Source organism: Cobetia sp. MC34 (genome assembly GCF_018340035.1).
In the GTDB taxonomy this organism is placed as follows: Bacteria; Pseudomonadota; Gammaproteobacteria; order Pseudomonadales; family Halomonadaceae; genus Cobetia; species Cobetia amphilecti.
In genome coordinates, this window is sequence record NZ_JADPPY010000004.1 from 90709 (window position 1) to 112044 (window position 21336).

General features: G+C 61.8%; 14 protein-coding genes and 9 tRNA genes. 18 read left to right on the forward strand and 5 right to left on the reverse strand.

Translation table 11 applies throughout. The features are described from left to right. Window positions 1–11: 11 nt before the first annotated feature. The 12 genes from IZU87_RS17610 to IZU87_RS03605 all read left to right on the forward strand — a co-directional run bounded on the left by IZU87_RS17610 (window position 12) and on the right by IZU87_RS03605 (window position 12682). Window positions 12–1187 carry an alpha/beta family hydrolase gene (locus IZU87_RS17610; RefSeq protein ID WP_249330417.1) on the forward strand — a complete coding sequence of 392 codons (1176 nt, stop codon included), beginning with the start codon at window positions 12–14 and terminating at the stop codon, window positions 1185–1187. A 216-nt stretch (window positions 1188–1403) separates the two neighbouring features. Beyond that, window positions 1404–1479 (forward strand) — tRNA-Val (locus IZU87_RS03555). 78 nt (window positions 1480–1557) lie between these two features. Then, a tRNA-Asp gene (locus IZU87_RS03560) sits at window positions 1558–1634 on the forward strand. A 41-nt stretch (window positions 1635–1675) separates the two neighbouring features. Continuing rightward, window positions 1676–1752: transfer RNA gene (locus tag IZU87_RS03565), tRNA-Asp, on the forward strand. 49 nt (window positions 1753–1801) lie between these two features. Beyond that, window positions 1802–1878 (forward strand) — tRNA-Val (locus IZU87_RS03570). A gap of 4 nt (window positions 1879–1882) precedes the next feature. Further along, a tRNA-Asp gene (locus IZU87_RS03575) sits at window positions 1883–1959 on the forward strand. 477 nt (window positions 1960–2436) lie between these two features. After that, on the forward strand, window positions 2437–4464 hold the full coding sequence (locus tag IZU87_RS03580) for an NADPH-dependent 2,4-dienoyl-CoA reductase (RefSeq protein WP_213113704.1): 2028 nt from the start codon (window positions 2437–2439) through the stop codon (window positions 4462–4464). Between the two features lie 203 nt (window positions 4465–4667). Then, window positions 4668–5741, forward strand: coding sequence for a 1-aminocyclopropane-1-carboxylate deaminase/D-cysteine desulfhydrase (locus IZU87_RS03585; protein WP_213113705.1), 1074 nt, complete (start codon window positions 4668–4670; stop codon window positions 5739–5741). 199 nt (window positions 5742–5940) lie between these two features. Beyond that, window positions 5941–7026: a threonine aldolase family protein gene (locus IZU87_RS03590; RefSeq protein ID WP_213113706.1), complete on the forward strand. Its 1086-nt coding sequence runs from the start codon at window positions 5941–5943 to the stop codon at window positions 7024–7026. 703 nt (window positions 7027–7729) lie between these two features. Beyond that, a complete protein-coding gene (locus IZU87_RS03595) occupies window positions 7730–9652 on the forward strand; it encodes a PrkA family serine protein kinase (RefSeq protein WP_043334761.1) in 1923 nt (640 codons plus the stop codon). 97 nt (window positions 9653–9749) lie between these two features. Then, window positions 9750–11033, forward strand: coding sequence for a YeaH/YhbH family protein (locus IZU87_RS03600; RefSeq protein ID WP_043334759.1), 1284 nt, complete (start codon window positions 9750–9752; stop codon window positions 11031–11033). Between the two features lie 83 nt (window positions 11034–11116). After that, a complete protein-coding gene (locus tag IZU87_RS03605; RefSeq protein ID WP_213113756.1) occupies window positions 11117–12682 on the forward strand; it encodes a SpoVR family protein in 1566 nt (521 codons plus the stop codon). Window positions 12683–12871: 189 nt separating this feature from the next. Here the strand turns inward: IZU87_RS03605 and IZU87_RS03610 are convergent, their stop codons facing one another. After that, window positions 12872–13189 (reverse strand): high-potential iron-sulfur protein, encoded by a 318-nt coding sequence (locus tag IZU87_RS03610; protein ID WP_043334757.1) that lies wholly within the window; start codon window positions 13187–13189, stop codon window positions 12872–12874. Between the two features lie 448 nt (window positions 13190–13637). Between IZU87_RS03610 and IZU87_RS03615 the strand changes: the two genes are divergently transcribed. Further along, a complete protein-coding gene (locus IZU87_RS03615) occupies window positions 13638–14504 on the forward strand; it encodes a DNA/RNA non-specific endonuclease (RefSeq protein ID WP_225347493.1) in 867 nt (288 codons plus the stop codon). Between the two features lie 287 nt (window positions 14505–14791). Here IZU87_RS03615 and IZU87_RS03620 read toward each other — a convergent pair. The 4 genes from IZU87_RS03620 to IZU87_RS03635 all read right to left on the reverse strand — a co-directional run bounded on the left by IZU87_RS03620 (window position 14792) and on the right by IZU87_RS03635 (window position 15404). After that, window positions 14792–14878 (reverse strand) — tRNA-Leu (locus tag IZU87_RS03620). Window positions 14879–14978: 100 nt separating this feature from the next. Continuing rightward, a tRNA-Leu gene (locus tag IZU87_RS03625) sits at window positions 14979–15065 on the reverse strand. 42 nt (window positions 15066–15107) lie between these two features. Then, window positions 15108–15194, reverse strand: a tRNA-Leu gene (locus IZU87_RS03630). Window positions 15195–15317: 123 nt separating this feature from the next. Next, window positions 15318–15404: transfer RNA gene (locus IZU87_RS03635), tRNA-Leu, on the reverse strand. Window positions 15405–15744: 340 nt separating this feature from the next. Here IZU87_RS03635 and rnr point away from each other — a divergent pair. The 5 genes from rnr (at window position 15745) to IZU87_RS03660 (ending at window position 21331) form a co-directional block, all read left to right on the forward strand. Then, on the forward strand, window positions 15745–18450 hold the full coding sequence (rnr, locus tag IZU87_RS03640; RefSeq protein WP_249330418.1) for a ribonuclease R: 2706 nt from the start codon (window positions 15745–15747) through the stop codon (window positions 18448–18450). A gap of 164 nt (window positions 18451–18614) precedes the next feature. Next, the gene (gene rlmB / locus IZU87_RS03645) at window positions 18615–19526 is read left to right on the forward strand and encodes a 23S rRNA (guanosine(2251)-2'-O)-methyltransferase RlmB (protein ID WP_213113707.1); all 912 of its coding nucleotides are present in this window, start codon (window positions 18615–18617) and stop codon (window positions 19524–19526) included. A 303-nt stretch (window positions 19527–19829) separates the two neighbouring features. Continuing rightward, entirely contained in the window at window positions 19830–20210 is a 381-nt protein-coding gene (gene rpsF, locus IZU87_RS03650) for a 30S ribosomal protein S6 (RefSeq protein ID WP_043334756.1), read from the forward strand. Window positions 20211–20236: 26 nt separating this feature from the next. Then, entirely contained in the window at window positions 20237–20464 is a 228-nt protein-coding gene (gene rpsR / locus IZU87_RS03655; protein WP_024952281.1) for a 30S ribosomal protein S18, read from the forward strand. A gap of 12 nt (window positions 20465–20476) precedes the next feature. After that, complete coding sequence (locus IZU87_RS03660) at window positions 20477–21331, forward strand: hypothetical protein (protein ID WP_043334783.1); 855 nt, start codon at window positions 20477–20479, stop codon at window positions 21329–21331. The last annotated feature ends 5 nt before the right edge of the window (window positions 21332–21336 follow it).

Sequence of the window (21336 nt, forward strand, 5' to 3'; positions counted from 1 at the left end):
CGAGAAAAATCATGGCTTACGTGATGATGATGGTTCACGCGGGGATGACAGGCCGAAGCCTCAAGAGCTGTACGCATATCACGACCTCGTCGGCAGTGGGCGAAAGCGCAGTGCTGGTGGTGACGGTGCTGGAAGCGGCGCTGCGGGAGCGGTCATGTCATCGACGCCCCTGTCAGGGCGGCAGGGCTGGCGCTGACCGATATCACGCGCGACCATGGCCGACTGACAGGCCATCCCTCGCGCTGGAATGCAGCGTTTACCCCTCATCGGTTCCAGCGTTGTCTGGCGCGAGCCGTACGAGATCAACAGGAGAATTTCGCTTGCCCGCCGTCACTTCATCATCGGACGAAGATGCCAATGCGTCCAATACGGCTGAGGTTCCCAGCCCTTACGCCGAGGAAGGCTTTCGTGTCGCCAGCCTGGCCGACGTCGCCGCGGAGCTTGCTGCTCGCCAGACCATGTCCCACGACGCGCTGGCCGCGCGAGGGCCGTGGCGAGGCTGGTTGGCGGAACTGGGCCCGCTTGAGATCCATGGGCGACCGGGGCGTGCCCTGCTGTTGCATGCGCATGGAGCCGGCGCCGGGCGTGAGACCGACTTCCATCAACAGTTCGGCGCTGCCTGCCTGATGCAAGACATGGCGTGGCTGGCATTCGATTTCGGCTATCTCGTCAGGATGCGCTGCGAAAGCCGCCGCCGACCGCCGCCCCGGCTGCCCGGGCTGATCGAGGAGATGGCGCGCTGGTGTCAGGCGCTGATGGCGTGTGTGGAGGCCGTCGACTCCTTGCGATCGCTGCCCTGGCTGGTCGGCGGCAAGTCGATGGGCAGTCGTGTGGCCTCCCATCTGCTGGTGGAGTTGACCCGGGCGGCGCATGCGCCGTTGCCGGTCGGGTGGTACGCGCTGGGCTATCCGTTTCATCCCACGGGCAAGCCCGACAAGTTGCGCATCGACCATCTGCCGGATATCCCGATGGCCGGCTTGATCTGTCAGGGCAGCCGCGATCCCTTCGGAACTCGCGAGGAAGTGACGGCATATCCGTTGCCGGAAAGCCTTACATTGCTTTGGCTGAATGATGGCGAACATGATTTCAAGCCACGAAAAGCGAGTGGCGAGACACGTGAAGGACTGATTTCGCGTGCGGCGCAGGCCTTGGCCAATCACCCGGCGCTGGGCGGAAAACGGCAGTGAATCGTTACCATGCGAGGGGCATTACCCTGGCCTTCGACGGCGACAGCGGCATGTCAGAATGATGACGCAACGCTGATGTTTACTGGCCTGCAGGCGAGATGCAGTGGGAAAGTCCTGTCTTATCAATACTCTGTCGCGGACGATTGCTGAAATTGCGCGCAAAAAAAGTATTGACTCATGGGCCGGATTCCGTAGAATGCAGCGCCAACGAGACAGGGGTGGTTAGCTCAGTTGGTAGAGCACCAGCCTTACAAGCTGGGGGTCACTGGTTCGAACCCAGTACCACCCACCATTTGAAAAAAGTCATTGCTTTTCAAAGCGTTACTTGATTAAATGGCCTGGTTCGTTAGCAGAAGCAAGCGATTGTCGTGGACCGGTAGTTCAGTTGGTTAGAATGCCGGCCTGTCACGCCGGAGGTCGCGGGTTCGAGTCCCGTCCGGTCCGCCATTATCGTTTGTCATGCGCCCGATGTTGAGTTGTTCTGAAGTGGACCGGTAGTTCAGTTGGTTAGAATGCCGGCCTGTCACGCCGGAGGTCGCGGGTTCGAGTCCCGTCCGGTCCGCCATCAGAATCGCGAGATATCATCGCTGCTTGCAGCAAAGATCGTTTGTGTTGGGTGATTAGCTCAGTTGGTTAGAGCACAAGCTTCACATGCTTGGGGTCACTGGTTCGAATCCAGTATCACCCACCAATGCGGACCGGTAGTTCAGTTGGTTAGAATGCCGGCCTGTCACGCCGGAGGTCGCGGGTTCGAGTCCCGTCCGGTCCGCCATTCGATCTCATAGAATTCGTGAAACCCGAGCTTTCGAGCTCGGGTTTTTGCGTTTCTGGCTGTCGGAAAGTCTTCAGTACTGGCCCGGCCCGCTTGTCCCCCTGTCCTTTCCTCTTTTCTCTTTTCTCTTCTCTCTTCTCGACCTGGTCATGTTCCAGGCTTGTCGGTCTTCCCTGGGCACATCACGACATTTCGTTCTTGCCCGTTGATGGGTGTCCTGCTCGGTTGCTCACCTCTCTGTTGTCGTCACTGATGTCATTCGCAATGTGGCCTTTGGGAGTATTGAGCCCATGGCGCGATGCTCTACACTGGGATCACTCGTTTCATACGACCGTTTACCATCTGTCATCAGTCGTTGATGTCCTGACAACCTGTTACTGACGACCATGACTGAGTGAGTGTTGCTGATGAGAGTGGCGGCGGCGCGATATAACAATGATTGTCCGAGGTGCTCGAGACAGCCAAGGAGAGACCGCAATGACTGCCTATCCGAATATCTTCCGTCCGCTGACGTTGGGCCACATCACGCTCAAGAATCGTGTGCTGATGGGCTCTATGCACACGGGGCTTGAGGAGACTCCCAATGGCTTCGCGCGCCTGGCGGCGTTCTATCGTGAGCGTGCGCGCCACGGGGTGGCGCTGATCGTCACGGGCGGTATCGCGCCGAACGCGGAAGGGGCTGTCATGCAGGGGGCCGCGAAGCTGACCACCCCGGAAGAGGCGGAGCACCATCGCGAGGTCACCGAGGCGGTGCACGCCGAGGATGGGCGCATCTGTCTGCAGATTCTGCATGCGGGGCGCTATGCCTACTCGCCGGATCAGGTCGCGCCCTCGGCGATTCAGGCGCCGATCAATCCCTTCACGCCACGCGCGCTGAGCACGTCAGAGGTCAAGGAGCAGATCGCCGACTACGTGCGCTGCGCCAGCCTGGCCCGCGAGGCCGGCTATGACGGCGTCGAGGTGATGGGCTCGGAAGGCTATTTCATCAACCAGTTCATCTGTCGGCGCACCAATCAGCGCGAGGATGAGTACGGGGGCAGCTTCGAGAATCGCATCCGCCTGGCGGTGGAGATCGTCGCCGGTATCCGTGCCGCGCTGGGCGAGGACTTCCTGATCATCTATCGCCTCTCGATGCTGGATCTGGTCGATGAGGGCAGCACCTGGGAGGAAGTGGTCGCGCTCGGCAAGGCCATCGAGGAGGCAGGGGCGAGCCTGATCAATACCGGCATCGGCTGGCATGAGGCGCGTGTGCCGACCATCGTCACCAGCGTGCCGCGCGCTGTCTTCACGGGGCTGACCCAGCGCATGAAGCAGGAGCTCAGCCTGCCGCTGATCACCACCAATCGCATCAACATGCCCGAGGTTGCCGAGTCGGTGCTGGCCGAGGGCCATGCCGACATGGTGTCGATGGCGCGGCCGTTCCTGGCGGACCCGCAATGGATCAGCAAGGCCAGAGCGGACGATGCTGCCATCATCAATACCTGCATCGCCTGCAATCAGGCGTGTCTCGATCACACCTTCCAGATGAAGCTGACCTCGTGCCTGGTCAATCCGCGTGCCTGCCATGAAACCGAGATGGTGATCGAGCCTGCGCGACATGAGCGCCGCGTGGCAGTAGTGGGCGCAGGTCCTGCGGGACTGTCTGCCGCCGTGACGGCGGCAGAGCGTGGTCACGACGTGGTGCTGTTCGAGGCGCAGTCCGAGGTAGGTGGCCAGTTCAATTTCGCGCGTCGCATCCCCGGCAAGGAAGAGTTCGACGAGACGCTGCGTTACTTCAACGAGAAGCTGGTGCGTTGTGGGGTCGAGGTGCGCCTCAATACCCGCGCCACCGCCGAGATGCTGGCGGAATTCGATGCCGTGATTCTGGCCTCGGGCGTGAAGGCGCGGACGCCGGATATCGAGGGTGTCGAAGCCGGCATCGAGCGGGGTCAGGTGCTCAGCTATGCCGAGGCGATCAGTGCGCCGGATCGGGTCGGGCGTCGCGTGGCGTTGATCGGGGCTGGCGGGATCGGCTTCGATGTCGCGGAGCTGATGACTCACGTCGAGCCGTCGCCCTCGCTGGATGGTGAGCTGTGGTGCGAGGAGTGGGGGGTGGATCTCTCGGTCAGCACGCCTGGCGGCCTCAAGGCACCCGTGGTGCCGCAGGCGCCTCGTGAGGTGTGGCTGCTGCAGCGCAAGACTTCCAAGCCCGGCAAGGGGCTGGGCAAGACCACTGGCTGGGTGCATCGCGCGACCCTCAAGCAGCGTGGCGTCAAGATGGTCGCCGGCTGTGAGTATCGCTCGATCGACAGCGAAGGCCTGATCGTCAGCCTCAATGGCGAAGAGCAGCATCTGGCGCTGGACAGCATCGTGCTGTGCGCCGGGCAGGATTCGGTGCTGGAGCTCAAGGCGCCTCTGGAGGCGGCGGGGGTGGAGCTGCATATCATCGGTGGCGCCGACAAGGCGGCAGAGCTGGATGCCAAGCGCGCGATCGCGCAGGGCACCATGGCGGCCGCTGCGCTTTGAGTTGACCGCGATCACGCATGGGGATATTCAGCGTTGAGCTGAGCCTGACCACTGCCTAGACTGATGGAAGCCACCGCGGACGCCGTGCCTTTGCTGCATGTGCCTTCGTGGTGGCTTTGTCGTCTTCAGAGTTTGCCTCGGGCGCCGCGCCAGCGGCTCGATGCGCTCTGATCTCTGCCTTGCCGCCACGATGGGATCTGCTCATGTCACCGCACGCTGCCGCCTCACGCCATGCCACCGCTGAGGCTCTGATGCCGGACACCGAGGACAGTCCTTTGCCGCCACACAGGGAGGGTGCTCGGGCTTCATCATCGCTGGCCGCCTCCCCACCGGTAGCCGAGACACTGGACAGCCTGCTGGATCTCTTCACGCCGCCAGCGGTCGAGCGCCTGGCGTGGCCGCTGGCCGATGAGGCCGGTGTGATCGTCGAGTGCCTGCGCGCCGACACGCTGGACAGCGAGATTTCCGGCAACAAGGCCTGGAAGTTGCGCCTGCCGCTGGCCAGGGCGTTGAGCGAGAAGCGGGGCATCATCAGCTGTGGGGGTGGTTGGTCGAACCATCTGCATGCGCTGGCGGCGGCGGGGGCCAGATTGGGCATCGAGACGCATGGCCTGGTGCGCGGGCATCCCGAAGCGCCGCTGACGCCCACGCTCGCCGATGCGCGCGACAATGGCATGCGCTTGAGTTTCGTCTCGCGAGCCGAGTACCGGCAGCGCGATCAGCCTGATTTTGCCAGGCGCCATGGCGAGGGAGTATGGATTCCCGAGGGTGGCGGTTGCGTGGAGGGCGTCGCCGGGCTGGCGCCGTTGGCCCAGGCGCTGGCCGAGCCGGTGCCGGGCGAACCTGCGCCGCAGCTGGTGCTGCTGGCCTGTGGCAGCGGCACGACGCTTGCCGGGGTGCTGAGTGCGCTGGGCGAGCGCGATGGGCTTCGGGTCATCGGGGTGCCGACCATGAATCATGGCGATCAGCTCTATCATCGTGTGCGTCGCCTGCTGGCAGAGAGTGGCGGCAGCCAGCAGAAGACGCCGGAGTGGGGCCTGTGGCTGGGAGCGCAGGCCGGCGGCTTTGCCAAGGCGCCTGACTGGTTGATCCAGTTCATTCAGCGCTTCGAGGCCGAGACCGGCGTTGCGGTGGAGCCGGTCTACACCGCCAAGCTGTTCGCGGCGCTGGCGCACCATCTGGCCAATGGTCTGATCGCACGCGGTACGCGCATTCGCGTGCTGCACGGCGGTGGCTTGCAGGGGCGGCGAGGTTATCCGGCGTTGCAGACCATCTGAGGGTGCTGGCGAGGCGAGTGTCGTCTGGCTTGTGACTTCCTGTGAGGCGCCATCCAGCGGCTTGCGTGCAGCCTTCACCTGCCACTGGCGGCGGCGTGCAGCGCTGTTATGATGGAGTTTCTGCAGCGGCTCCTGCCATCCGGGAGCCGTGTCTGTTTCACCGGATAGGGTGATCCCCTGTCCCGCTCTGGAAATCCCCATGACGACTGATGCCATTGCCCCGACCCCCGCTGCGACCTCTGCTGCCGATGAAGCGTGCACTTCACGCTTTCTGGCCAGTGACAACACGTCCGGTATCTGTCCCGAGGCGATGGCGTACATGATGCAGGCCAATCGTGATGACGATCTCGCCTACGGCAATGACCGCTGGACACAGCAGGTCACCGACAGCTTCCGTCAGCTGTTCGAGACCGAGTGCGAGGTGTTTTTCGTCTTCAATGGCACCGCCGCCAACTCCCTGTCGCTGGCCCACCTGTGCCAGTCCTACCACAGTGTCATCTGTCACGAACTGGCCCATATCGAGACCGATGAATGCGGTGGGCCGGAGTTCTTCTCCAACGGTTCCAAGTTGCTCAACGCGCCGGGCCCCGACGGCAAGCTGACGCCGGAAGGCATCGAGCAGCTGGTCACCAAGCGCAGCGATATCCACTATCCGCGTCCGCGCGTGATCTCCCTGACCCAGTGCACCGAGGTCGGCACCGTCTACAGCCTGGAAGAGCTGCAGGCGATTCGTGAAGTGGCGGACCGTCATGATCTGCAGATCCATATGGATGGCGCCCGTTTCGCCAATGCCTGCGCCGCGCTGAATGTCTCACCGGCCGAGCTGACCTGGAAGGCGGGTGTGGACGTGCTGTGCTTCTCCGGCACCAAGAATGGTCTGGCCATGGGGGAGGCGGTGATCTTCTTCGATCGCAAGCTGGCGCGCGATTTCGATTATCGCTGCAAGCAGGCCGGTCAGCTGGCCTCCAAGATGCGCTTCATCGCGGCGCCCTGGATGGGGCTGCTGGAAAATGATATCTGGCTGAACAATGCCCGCCATGCGAACGGCATGGCGCAGTATCTGGCCGAGCGTCTCGAGGCGCTGGAGGGCATCGAGCTGCTGTTCCCCAGCGAGGCCAACAGCGTGTTCGCCAGCTTCCCCGAGCATGTGCTGGCGGCGCTGCGTGAGCGTGGCTGGACCTTCTATACCTTCATCGGTGCGGGTGGCGCGCGCTTCGTCTGCTCCTGGAATACCACCACCGAGTTGCTCGACGCCTTGCTCAAGGATATTCGCGACGTGCTGTGAGTCTCTTGATTCAGGCAGTCCCGAAGGCGTGAGCGCCTCCCTCGAGATCCCCATCGCCCCGGCGGTGGGGATTTTTTTGTGGCCGGTTGTCCGGTCTTGTCAACGTCATGCGTGATTGAGGCAAGAGTCTGATCAGGTTGGTAGCCACTTCGTCGCCAGTCGTTGTTTTCATGGTCTTTGTGGTGAGCCAGGAGGCTGCGTGAAGCATGGCGGAGGTGGTCGGGTGTGGAGTGTGGCCGCGGCCATTCTTGCTTGGTGGGCTGGTGTGCAGCGTCGCCTGGGCGTGGGAGTGACTGGCGTCAACCGTCAGTCTGTTCCTATGCTCAAGGTGTGCTGCGGTGCAACATGGCATGAGTGAATCACCCGCGACAGCAGAAGCATTGGTCGAGTTTTCGCGTCTTTCGCAGCTTTCTTCAACGCGTTGTCAGGGGCGTTCAGGCGCCATCGTAGTGTCTGCTGACCCACTGGCTGCCGTAGATCCTGCGGTGCTTGGCAGAACTGGCTCCGCCGGCGGAAAGTTCGTTGAATGCATTCATTCACTGTATTGGACACCAGCACCCTATATCGACCTATGCTGATAAACACGCCGAGGCAGTCGTCCTGCGTACGCTATCCAGGCTGAGCGGACGAACGAATTTTGCGGTCTTACCTGAGTGGGCCCGGCGATGGTCCCAGCGACTGATGTCGCGACAAGGAGGCTTCCATGAGCATCTTCGATCACGTGCAGAGCCGCTACGAGCGGATTCAGCAAGAAGAGATGAGTCTCCAGGAGTACCTGGAGTTGTGCCGGCAGGACACTACTGCCTACGCCAGCGCTGCCGAGCGCATGCTGGCGGCCATCGGTGAACCGGAGGTCATCGATACCGCCAAGGACCCCAGTCTTTCCCGTATCTTTTCCAACAAGCTGATCCGCCGTTATCCAAGCTTTGCCGAGTTCTATGGCATGGAAGAGGCTATCGAGCAGATCGTTTCCTACTTCCGGCATGCGGCGCAGGGACTGGAGGAGCGCAAGCAGATCCTGTATCTGCTCGGTCCGGTGGGCGGCGGCAAGTCGTCTCTGGCGGAGCGTCTCAAGCTGCTGATGGAGCAGATTCCCTTCTATGCCATCAAGGGATCGCCGGTCTTCGAGTCTCCGCTGGGGCTGTTCTCGCCGGAGGAAGATGGCGAGCTGATCGAGAAGGAGTACGGCATTCCCCAGCGCTGCATGCGCAGTGCCATGTCACCGTGGGCCGCCAAGCGTCTCAAGGAATATGGCGGTGATATCAGCAAGTTCCGCGTGGTCAAGCTCTATCCCTCGCGCCTCAATCAGATCGGTATCTCCAAGACCGAGCCGGGCGATGACAACAACCAGGACATTTCCGCGCTGGTCGGCAAGGTCGATATCCGTCAGCTGGAGCTCTATGCCCAGGACGACCCGGATGCCTACAGCTTCTCCGGCGGGCTGTGCAAGGCCAACCAGGGGCTGATGGAATTCGTCGAGATGTTTAAGGCGCCGATCAAGGTGCTGCACCCGCTGCTGACCGCGACCCAGGAGGGCAATTACAACCCGACGGAAGGCATGGGTGCGATTCCCTTCGATGGTGTGGTGCTGGCGCACTCCAACGAAAGCGAGTGGCAGGCATTTCGCAACAACCGCAACAACGAGGCCTTCCTCGATCGCGTCTATATCGTCAAGGTGCCTTACTGCCTGCGCGCTTCCGAGGAGGTCAAGATCTACGCCAAGCTGCTGGAGCATTCGTCGCTGAATCAGGCGCCCTGTGCCCCGGATACGCTGCGCATGCTGTCGCAGTTCATCGTGCTGTCACGTCTGCGTGAGCCGGAGAATTCCAGCGTCTACTCGAAGATGCGCATCTATGACGGCGAGAACCTCAAGGATACCGATCCGCGCGCCAAGTCGATCCAGGAATACCGCGACAGCGCCGGTGTCGATGAGGGGATGGATGGGCTCTCGACACGCTTTGCCTTCAAGATTCTCTCCAAGGTCTTCAACTTCGATGCCAGTGAGGTCGCGGCCAATCCGGTCCATCTGCTCTACGTGCTGGAGCAGCGCCTCGATCAGGAGCAGCTGCCCAAGGAAACCCATGAGCGCTACCTGCGCTATATCAAGGAATATCTGGCGCCCCGCTACGTCGACTTCATCGGCAAGGAGATCCAGACCGCCTATCTCGAGTCCTATTCCGAGTATGGGCAGAACATCTTCGATCGCTATGTGACCTATGCCGACTTCTGGATCCAGGAGCAGGAGTATCGCGATCCCGAGACCGGCGAACTGCTGGACCGTCAGTCACTCAACGAGGAGCTGGAGAAGATCGAGAAGCCCGCGGGCATCTCCAACCCGAAGGATTTCCGTCACGAGGTGGTCAACTTCGTGCTGCGCGCACGGGCGCAGAACAACGGTACCAACCCGAGCTGGCAGTCCTACGAGAAGCTGCGTGCGGTGATCGAGAAGAAGATGTTCGCCAATACCGAAGAGCTGCTGCCGGTCATCTCCTTCAATGCCAAGGCCTCGGCATCCGACCAGCGCAAGCACGAGGACTTCGTGGCGCGCATGGTGGATCGCGGCTACACCGAGAAGCAGGTGCGCCTGTTGTCTGAATGGTACCTGCGCGTACGCAAGTCGCAGTAAGCCCTGCCGACTGACGACAGGCCTGCCGGCGGGCACGATTGCCGCCGGCACTTGCCATCCGGCCATCCGCTGAGGGCGGGGCCGGCAAGGAGGGCGAATGAGTTATTTCATTGATCGACGCAGCAATGCACGCAACAAGAGTGCAGTGAATCGACAGCGTTTCATTCGGCGCTATCGCAGTCATATCAAGCGGGCGGTGGAGGATGCCGTCAATCGGCGCTCCATCACCGACATGGAGCGCGGCGAGGAAGTCTCCATTCCGACGCGTGACATTTCCGAGCCGGTCTTCCAGCACGGACAGGGCGGCAAGCGGCGTGTGATCAATCCCGGCAACAAGGAATTTGTCGAAGGGGACCGCATGCGCCGTCCCAGCGGCGGTGGTGGGGGAGGCGGCAGTGGCGAGGGCCAGGCCTCCAACCAGGGCGAGGGGGAAGACGACTTTGCCTTCACCCTGTCGCGTGAGGAATTTCTCGAGTTCGTCTTCGACGGGCTGGAGCTGCCGCATCTGGAGCGCAAGCAGATCGCGGACATGGAAGAGGTGCGCCCGGTGCGCGCGGGGATCGCGCGTGACGGCACACCAGCACGTATCAACATCGTGCGCTCGATGCGTTCAGCACAGGCGCGGCGCATCGCGATGCGCTCCCCGATCAAGCGGGCGCTGAAGGAGGCTGTCGAAGCGCTGGAGCAGGAGGAGCGCAAGGACCCGGTGCTGCGCAACAAGGTGCGCATCAGTGAGCTCAAGGCGGAAATCGAGCGGCTCGAGGCGCGCCTCAAGGCGGTGCCGTTCCTCGATACCTATGATCTGCGCTACAACCACCTCATCAATCAGCCGATGCCGTCCAACAAGGCGGTGATGTTCTGCGTGATGGATGTCTCGGGGTCGATGACCCAGGCGCACAAGGACATCGGCAAGCGTTTCTTCCTGTTGCTGTATCTGTTTCTGGAGCGCAACTACGAGAAGGTCGAGCTGGTCTTCATCCGTCACCACACCGCTGCCAAGGAAGTCGACGAGGAGGAGTTCTTCTACTCCCGCGAGACCGGCGGCACCATCGTGTCCAGTGCCCTCACGCTGCTCGATGAGGTGATCGAATCACGCTATCCGGCCGGTGAGTGGAATCTCTACGTGGCGCAGGCCTCGGATGGCGACAACTGGGACGACGATTCCACCAACTGTCGCGAACTGATGATCAAGAAGTTGATGCCGCGCCTGCAGTACTACGCCTATGTGGAGATCACGCCGCATGCCCATCAGGCGCTATGGGAGGAGTACGAGCGGGTCGAGGCGGAATTTCCGGAACGCTTTGCCATGCAGCAGATCGTCGAGGCAGGCGATATCTACCCGGTATTCCGCGAGCTGTTCAAGCGCCGCATCAGCGCCTGATCACATCATGCGACGTGCCCGGCAGTCGCGCCGGGCCAGGAGGCCTCATGAGTCATGGTCTTGATGGCGGTCTTGATGACCGAATGAGCAAGCGCATCGATAGCCGGCTGGAAGATACCCAGCCGGCCAGCGGGTCGGATTGGACCTTCGAATTGCTCGAGCATTTCGAAAGCGAGATCGCGCGCATCGCCGCGCAGTACAAGCTGGAAATCTACCCCAACCAGATCGAGGTGATCACGTCCGAGCAGATGATGGATGCCTACGCCAGCATCGGCATGCCGGTCGGCTATCATCACTGGTCGTTCGGCAAGCAGTTCCTGTCGGTGGAGCAGGCGTATCGGCGAGGGCAGATGGGGCTGGCCTATGAGCTGGTGATCAACTCCGACCCGTGCATCGCCTATCTGATGGAAGAGAACACCCTGATGATGCAGATTCTGGTCATGGCGCATGCCTGCTATGGCCACAACAGCTTCTTCAAGGGCAATTATCTGTTCCGCACCTGGACGGATGCCTCGGCGATCATCGACTACCTCGTCTTCGCGCGGAAATACGTGTCCGAGTGCGAGGAGCGTCATGGCGTGGACGCCGTCGAGCAGCTGCTCGATGCCTGCCATGCGCTGCAGAACTATGGCGTGGATCGCTACAAGCGTCCTTCAGCCATCTCGCCGGAAGAGGAGGTCCAGCGTCAGCAGGAGCGTGAAGCCTACCTGCAGGCCCAGGTGAATGCGCTGTGGACCACGATTCCCCAGGCGGGCGAAGAGGATGAGGTGGTCGATGAGGTCAATGATCCTCTCGGTCTGCATCGTCGCGGCCGCTATCCGCCGGAACCGCAGGAGAACCTGCTCTATTTCATCGAGAAGAATGCCCCGTTGCTGGAGCCCTGGCAGCGCGAGCTGGTGCGTATCGTGCGCAAGCTGGCACAGTACTTCTACCCGCAGCGCCAGACGCAGGTGATGAATGAGGGCTGGGCGTGTTTCTGGCACTACACCATCATGAATCAGCTCTACGATGAGGGGTTGATCGGCGAGGGCGTGATTCTCGAGTTCCTGCAGTCGCATACCTCGGTGGTGCAGCAGCCCGGCTTCGATCACCCGCACTACAACGGCATCAACCCCTATGCGCTGGGCTTCGCGATGTTCACCGATATCAAGCGTATCTGTGAGCACCCCGACGATGAGGATCGTGAGTGGTTCCCGGATATCGCCGGCAGCGACTGGCTGGAAACGGTGCACTTCGCGATGCGCAACTTCAAGGATGAGTCCTTCATCCAGCAATTCCTGTCGCCCAAGGTGATCCGGGATCTCAAGCTGTTCTCGCTGGTCGATGACGACAGCGATGAGCATCTCGTCATCGACGCCATTCACGACAGTCGTGGTTACAAGCGCATTCGTGAGGCGCTGTGCGTGCAATACGCACTGAGCCACCGTGAGCCGAATATCCAGGTGTGGGCCGCCAACATTCGCGGTGATCGCTCGCTGACCCTGCGCCATGTGCAGGATGATCGGCGCCCGCTGGCGCGCAGCGTCTACCCCGTGATGCGCTATCTGCATCAGCTGTGGGGCTTCCCTGTCCATCTGGAGTCGATGGAGAACGATGAGGTGGCAAGGCGCTACCAGTGGCCACTGCCGGAGGACGCCAATCCCGGCTGACAGGGCGTCAGGTGACGCTCATGGCGGATCGAGTAGGTGTCGAAGGATGCCTGACCTGATCGGCGCGCAATCGCCAAAAGGCAGGCATGAAAAAACCGCCGTGAGGATACCCTCGCGGCGGTTTTCTTGTCTCAATCGTCTCTCGTGCTCGTGCTCGTGCTCTCAGCCAGAGGGTTCCAGTTGAGCGTCTCAGGCCGGGCGCTTGGTCCAGGACTGACACCAGCCCTTCGGCTCGACGCTATGGCTTGGGAAAAGCTGGCAGCCTTCGTTCTCGGGCTTGTAGAACATGCAGTTGGCGCAGTCCGAACCCGGCTTGAAGGCGGGGTGGTCCTTGGCTTCACTGGCGACTTCCACGTAGTTGAGCGCCTTGGCTTGCGGATTGGAGGTATCCAGTCGCGGCAGGTCGGCGGCAAGGGCGCGGGGTGAGAGTATGGCGGCGCCCAGCGGCAGGGCAGCGAGCCCCAGCAGGCTATTGCGCATGAAGTTACGGCGGCTCTGATTGGCCATGGTCGGATTCCTTCTCATCAATGGAGCACAACCGTCGGGATGTGCTGCGGTCACGGCTCGCCTGTCAGGAGGCGCTTGCATGTCAGTCGTTGCAGTGTCGCGGGTGCCACCGGCACCTTGATGGGTGCTCTGCGTGACATTGCTGACCGCTTGCTGGCATTCATGGATGCAGGTGGCATGCCAGATACTGAACATGTGGTCAGGTTCTGCGCCATCGGTGTTCGGGCAGATTTGTCAGGAGGTATCTGCTCGCCGATGGTGCATCAAGCGGGTGCTACCTGCTTATTGTGGCTTGAGTTGGGGCAACCGTCAGCCTCGCTGGCAGAACTCTGGCATGATGGAATCGACGCAGGAACGTGAATGACGTCGCTGTGGCCCGCGAGCCATGGCGAAATGATGGATGCATGCCTTGCCGAGGTAACTGCAACGACAAGAAGGAAATGGCGGGATGCTGGATGTGATGGACGATATTCGCTCGGCCGGCCGCAAGCTGTGGCGGGGCTTCGGGGTCAGCGTGGTGTTTGCACTGGTAGGGGGTGGGCTCTGGTGGTGGCAGGAGCGCGACTACCAGCAATTCTACGTCTGGCAGGGCGTGCCGCAGGCGCGTGCACTGGATTGGAAGACGCTGGCGCGCGGCTTGCGCAGCGATGCCTATCTGGTGGGCTGGTCTGATCTGCGCGCCAACCCGCTGTGGGTGACATGGCGGCTCGAGAATACTCAAGGGTCGCGGCTGGGGGAGCGTCCTGACGAGTTCGAGCGCGACTGGCGCTCGCTGTGGCCCGTCACGCCGGATAGCTATCGCAACAGTGGCTACGACCGTGGGCACCTGGCGCCCAACTACGCCATCGGCAAGATCTACGGCGTCAAGGCGCAGCATCAGACCTTTCGCATGACGAATATCTCGCCACAGACACCGGCGCTCAATCGCAAGCTCTGGCAACGTCTGGAAGCCGCCATCATGGACAGCATCCTGCCGCGCGAAGGCGCGCTGTGGATCACGGCAGGGCCGGTCTTCAGCGGCAGTATCGAGCGGCTGCCCAATCTGATCGAGATTCCCGATGCCTTCTACAAGATCATCATCTCGCCCGGCTCGGGTCGGCAGGCACCGCGCGCGCTGGCATTTCTCTTCCCGCAGCAGGTGAGGGGAGATGAGCCGCTGGATCGTTTTCTGGTCAGCATCGATCGCATCGAGTCTCTGACAGGGCTGGACTTCTTCCATGAGCTCCCCGATGACGTCGAGCAGCGCCTCGAGGCGCAAGTCGTGCGCGATGGCTGGCAGGTCGACAGTTTCAGTCGTACGCCATCACGTTATTGAGCGTATAGCCAAGGTCCGACTGACAGGAATGTACTGAAGGAGTTCGGCGGACAGGTGCCGACTGAAGGGGTGCAGCTGAAAAGAGTTATCCACAATGCCAGGCGTAGTAATGGGTGTGGACAAGTTGCGTATGAGGCGAGCGGTATTTTCTTTGAGACATGCGAAAGACAACGCAGGGCGCTGTGGGTCTGGGCAAAACAAGAGGGTAAGTCAGTCAGGATATTGCGAGAGGGAGTATCGCGATGTGAGCAGCAGGCGCTGCGAGGATGCATCGGATATCAACTTGATGGTGCCCAGAAGAGGACTTGAACCTCCACGTCCATACGGACACTAGCACCTGAAGCTAGCGCGTCTACCAATTCCGCCATCTGGGCATCAAGTTGTGTGCTGAAGTCTCAAGAGCTGAGTCTTGCAGCTGAACGAGCATGAAATCCTTGGTAGTGGATGCCATGTTCCCTGTTCGAGTGCGCATCGTGGTGCCCAGAAGAGGACTTGAACCTCCACATCCTTACGGATACTAGCACCTGAAGCTAGCGCGTCTACCAATTCCGCCATCTGGGCGAAGCGCGATACAGGGGTCGTTCGTTGTGAGTCTGACGTCCGTGGTGCCCAGGAGAGGACTTGAACCTCCACATCCTTACGGATACTAGCACCTGAAGCTAGCGCGTCTACCAATTCCGCCACCTGGGCAGACATCAGAACTCGTTTCGGTCCGCAGACCCGGATCAGCAGTCAAGTTGTTGAAACTTAAATGCTTTACCCGTTTTCTGGTATCCATCTTAACGTGTGTTACGCCAACATGAAACCTGAAATTGGTGCCCAGAAGAGGACTTGAACCTCCACGTCCATACGGACACTAGCACCTGAAGCTAGCGCGTCTACCAATTCCGCCATCTGGGCAAGTGGTGCCGAATAATACGGATGTACTGCGGGAATGCAAGCTTTTTCTTTCATGTCTTGCTGAGCTAGCCGCAGAAAGCCTCTCTCGCTTGATGAGGACAGACAGAAGACAGGCAGAGGACAGACAGGTGAAGCTCATCAATTGACGAGCTTTCAGACTTGAGAGTCTGGCCCCGGGCCGCCATTGAGAGCACTGAATGGCCCCTCCGCCGTGATGAGTGGCGGGGAATGGTTGGGTCGGCCCAAGGGTAGAGGCTATAATGCGCGGATGAGAGACAACCTGTCATTCCGTGCCGCGATCGCTGCCCGTCTCGAATTCATCGTCAAGGAATCCTGATTAATGACCCAATGGACGCTCAGCGACGACCCGCACGCGGAACGCGAAGCCCATAAGTACGACAAGCCCATCCCCAGCCGAGAGTTCTTGCTCGACAAGCTGGAAGAGTATGGCAAGCCCATTACCCACGAGAACATGAGCCGCATGCTCGGTTTCGAGGACGAGGAGCAACAGGAAGCTGTGCGCCGTCGCCTCAATGCCATGGAGCGTGATGGTCAGGTGCTGCGCAATCGTCGCGGTGCCTATGCCCTGATCGACAAGCTGGACCTGATCCGTGGCCGCGTCGTCGGTCACCGCGATGGCTTCGGCTTCCTGGCGCGCGAAGATGGCGTCAAGCCGGACCTCGCCGTGCCGCCGCGCCAGATGCGTCGCGTCTTCCATGGCGATCAGGTGCTGGCTCGCGTCAGCGGCCGTGATCGTCGTGGCCGCGACGAGATCACCATCGTCGAGGTGCTGGCGCGCAATACCCAGACCCTGGTCGGCATCTATCGTCAGTCCGAGCCGGACTTCGGTGTGCTGATTCCCGAGAACTCGCGCATCGCGCAGGAAGTCATCATCCCCAACCGCGTGGCCAATGGTGCCAAGGACGGTCAGGTGGTGTCCGTACGCATCACTCAGCAGCCCGCCACACGCGTGCAGCCGGTGGGTGAAGTGGTCGAGGTGCTCGGTGAGCGCATGGACCCGGGCATGGAAATCGATATCGCGATCCGTTCCCACGATATCCCCAGTGAATTCCCGCCGGAAGTCGAAGACCAGATCTCGACCATTTCCGCCGAGGTGCTGGAAGAAGACAAGAAGGGCCGCATCGACCTGCGCGAGACGCCGCTGGTCACCATCGATGGCGAAGACGCGAAGGACTTCGATGACGCCGTCTGTGCCTGGCAGGACGACAATGGCAACTGGAAGCTGCTGGTCGCCATCGCCGACGTCTCCCACTACGTGCGTGGCGGCAGCCCGCTGGATCAGGAAGGCTATGTGCGCGGCAACTCGGTGTATTTCCCGGGTCAGGTCGTGCCGATGCTGCCGGAGCTGCTCTCCAACGGTCTGTGCTCGCTCAACCCGCATGTCGATCGTCTGACGCTGGTCTGTGAGCTGACCATCTCTGCCAGCAGTGGCGAGATGCTCGACTATCGCTTCTTTGAAGCCGTGATCCGTTCACATGCTCGCCTGACCTACGAGAAGGTCGGCACCATGCTGACCGACCCGGAAAGTGAGGAAGGTCAGGCACTGTGCCAGCAGTACAACGAACTGCTGCCGTCGCTGCACAACCTGCACGCGCTGTACGGCGTGCTGCGCAAGGCGCGTGACAAGCGCGGTGCCATCGACTTCGAGACCACCGAAACGCAGATCCTGTTCAACGATGAGCGCAAGATCGAGCAGATCGTGCCGCGTACCCGCAACGATGCGCACAAGCTGATCGAGGAATGCATGCTGGCGGCCAACGTCGCGACGGCACGCTTCCTGGATGAGCACGATCTCCCGGCCCTCTATCGTGTCCACAAGCAGCCGGCACCGGAGCGTCTGAACAACCTGCGCGCCTTCCTGGGCGAGCTGGGTCTGACGCTGGAAGGTGGCGACGAGCCGGCACCCAAGGACTTCCAGGCACTGCGTGCCTCGATCGCCGAGCGACCGGACCTCGACATCATCCAGACCGTGATGCTGCGCAGCATGACCCAGGCGGTCTACTCGCCGCAGAACGAAGGTCACTTCGGTCTGGCCTACGATGCCTACGCGCACTTCACCTCGCCGATCCGTCGTTATCCGGATCTGCTGGTGCACCGTGCGATTCGCTCCGTCATCCGTGGTCCGCGCAAGACCGACACCGTGCTGCGTGCTGAAGATGCCGTGACCGAACGCCCGACCAAGTGGTGCCCGTACACCTTCGAGCAGATGCTCGAGCTGGGTGAGCACTGCTCGATGACCGAGCGCCGCGCCGATGAGGCGACGCGTGACGTCAACGACTGGCTCAAGTGCGAGTTCATGAAGGACAAGGTCGGGGAAGTGCTGGAAGGCACCGTCGCAGCAGTCACCCAGTTCGGCCTGTTCGTGCGTCTGGATGCCTACTACGTCGAAGGCCTGCTGCACATCTCCTCGCTGCCGTCCGACTACTATCACTACGAGGCCGAGAAGCATCGCCTCAAGGGTGAGCGTGCCGGCGTCAGCTATGGTCTCGGCGATGGCGTCACCGTCCAGGTGGCCCGTGTCGACATGGATGAGCGCAAGATCGACTTCATGCTCAGCGACCCGACGCCGCGTCCCAAGCGCAAGCCGCGCAAGGCACGCAGCAGCGAGGGCGACAAGCCGACAGCCGGCAAGAGCGGTTCCGCCGCCAGCAAGGAAGCCGCTGCCAAGGGGCGTCCCGGCAAGCGTGAGCGCGAACGCCTCAAGTCCCTGACCGAGGAAGTCAGTCAGGAAGGCAATGGCAACGCGGCTGCGGCCGAAAAGCCGGCAGGTGAGCGTCCGCCGCGCAAGCCGCGCGGTGAGCGCAGTGATCGCTCGGGCCGTGGAGAGCGCAAGGCCGCCGCTGGCAATGAGCAGCAGCCCACCGCAGAGGCGCCCGCTGCGGCGCGTCCAGCCGTGCCGAGTGGTCCGGAAGCCGCCGACAGCCCGTTCGCGCCGGTCGCGCCGATGGGTGTCGCAGGCAAGGACGACCCGTCGCGCAAGCGGGGTTCGCGCTCGCGCGGGCGTCGCGGTAACGGCCGTAGCTGATTTCGGCTCTGCTCCTCGCGCGTCACTGCATCAGCCCCGGCTCCGGTCGGGGCTGATGCGTTGGGCAGTCGTCAGGCTGCACGATTTCAAGGCTGTCGCGTCGGCGGCAGCTCAGTTTCCGTCAATGTGACAGGGCCCGTCGGGTCATCAGTCAGGAAGGCACAATGAGTCAGGACAAGGGGCGCAAGCCCGGCCGCGGCAAGCCCGCCGGCGAGCGTGCTAGCCACGCCAGAAGTGAGCAATCCCGAGGCGAGCGCAGCGGCGCTCAGCGTCATGAGCGTGGCGGGGCGCGCAAGGGTGGCGCTCGCGCCGCCGCACCGAAGATTCCCGGTGGCCTGGAAGCCGTCTATGGCGTGCACGCCGTGGAAGCCTTGCTGGCACGTGACCGCGCACCCAGCGAGCTGTGGGTGCAGGCGGGTGAGGCCGAGCTGCGCCTGAGCGAGATCATCGAGCAGGCGCGTGCCGCCGGCTCGCGCGTCACCCTCAAGGGGCGCGAGGAGCTGGATGCACTGGCCGTCGGCGGTGGCGCCCATCAGGGGCTGGTCGCGCTGTGCGCGCCGCTGGCCACCGAGAACGAGACCGGCCTCAAGCTGCGTCTCGATGGCTGGTCCCACGCAGAAGCTCCGCTGTTTCTGGTGCTGGACTCCGTCACGGATCCGCACAACCTCGGTGCCTGCCTGCGCAGTGCCGATGCCGCGGGCGCCCATGGTGTCATCGTGCCCAAGGACAAGTCGGCCTCACTGAACGCGACCGTGCGCAAGGTGGCCTGTGGGGCCGCGGAAGTGGTGCCGGTCTATCAGGTCACCAACCTGGTCCGCACGCTGGACGCCATGAAGGGAGCCGGTGTCTGGGTGCTGGGCACGGCGGGCGAAGCCGAATCCATGGCCTTCGAAGCCGACTTCACCGGCCCGGTCGCCATCGTGATGGGCGCCGAGGGCAAGGGCATGCGCCGTCTGACCCGCGAGCATTGCGACAGCCTGATCAAGCTGCCGATGGCGGGCAGCGTCTCCAGCCTCAATGTCTCGGTTGCCGCGGGCATCTGCCTGTTCGAGGCCGTGCGTCAGCGCCGCGGCTGAGGCAATTGTCGGCAGGGGATAGTCAGGGTAGAGGCAAGAGAGTGGCAAGAGAGAGACGGTCGGCGGAACTGGGCCGGCTGTCTTTCACGGGCCGCTTGCCAAGCCCTTGACTCCTCTCTACAATACTGCGGTTCTGTGAAGTGCAGTCTGCAGTGAATGCGCGGCATGGGGGCACCTGTCCTCGCCCGCGCGCGTCTTTCGTGGCCTTCGGGTCTGAATGGCACAACCGTAGTAATCACTCCACTCCTTGCTTCCCGGCCCGAGACGCGCCGTGGGGGCTGTCAAACCGAAAGGAGCCAAGCCATGCGTCACTACGAGATCGTGTTCATGGTCCACCCGGACCAGAGCGAACAGGTTCCGGCCATGATCGAGCGTTACACCTCCATCGTGACCGAAGCCGGTGGTACTGTGCATCGTCTGGAAGATTGGGGCCGCCGTCACCTGGCCTACCCGATCAACAAGATTCACAAGGCCCACTACGTGCTGATGAACGTCGAAACTACCGGTGAGGTGGTCGAAGAACTCGAAACCATCTTCCGTTTCAACGACGCCGTCATCCGTAACCTGGTTGTGCGTTCAAAGGAAGCGGCCATCGAGCCGTCTCCGATGATGAAGCCGGCTGAAGAGAAGCGTCCGCGTCGCGAAGACAAGCGTGACGAATCCGAAGCTCAAGACGCTAACTGATACCGCACCCCCAGGAGGTCATTGCAATGGCACGTTTTTTCCGTCGTCGCAAGTTCTGCCGCTTCACCGCTGAAGGCGTGAAGCAGATCGACTACAAGGACATCGAAGTCCTGAAGTCTTACATCACCGAGACCGGCAAGATCGTCCCGAGCCGTATCACTGGCACCAAGGCACGCTACCAGCGTCAGCTGGCGACTGCCATCAAGCGTGCTCGCTACCTGGCTCTGCTGCCGTACAGCGACAGCCACCAGTAAGGCGACACCATGATGCTGGCACTGGCACGCTGGGCCATGCGCGGCCCCCTGCAATGCATCGCGATTGCATTGCTGACGGGAATCGTGCCCTGGTTCTTCTGGTTCAGTGCCGCCATCAGTGCGCTGGTCACGCTTCGGCGTGGCCTTGCGCCTGCCGCACCCGTAGTCATCGCCGCCGCCGTTCCGGCCGGTTGGTGGTGGGTACAAGGCGATCCGGTGCCTCTGGCAACCGTATTGCTGGTCACCCTGATGGCAACCCTGTTGCGCGCTCGCGTGCGATGGGGTGAGGCGCTGATAGGCGCCAGCCTGACGGCGGCACTGATGGTGCAGTCCGGGATATTCCTGCCACCAGGCGGAGCCGGTCCACTGCTTGAGAGCATTCGCAAGAATGCCCCTGAGCTTGACGCACGCTTGAACGACTTTGCCGCTCAAGGTGTGCCGACTGAACAGCTCGCAGGGCTGGTCATCGGTGGTATTACCGGGTTGGTGGTCCTGCTGGCCGCCACGGGCTGTCTGGCCCTGGCGCGCAGTTGGCAGTCCGGGCTCTACAATCCGGGTGGGTTTCGCAGTGAATTCCATGCCTTTCGGCTGAGTTTGCCCGAAATCCTGATACTGGCAGCCTGCGGGATCATTGGCGTACTGCTCAATGTGCCTGCAGTGCTCCTGCTGATCTGGATACCGCTGCTGGTGGCGGGCATTGCCCTGGTACATGGTTACATCGGGTTAAAGGGGATGAGCGGGTTATGGCTCGTCGGCGTCTATTTCATGATGCTGACCACCTGGCCCACGATTCTGATTTTGCTGCTGTTGGCGCTTGTGGACGTCTTTGCGGATTTTCGCGCACGTCTCGCCGGCAGTCATCGATAAGAGGT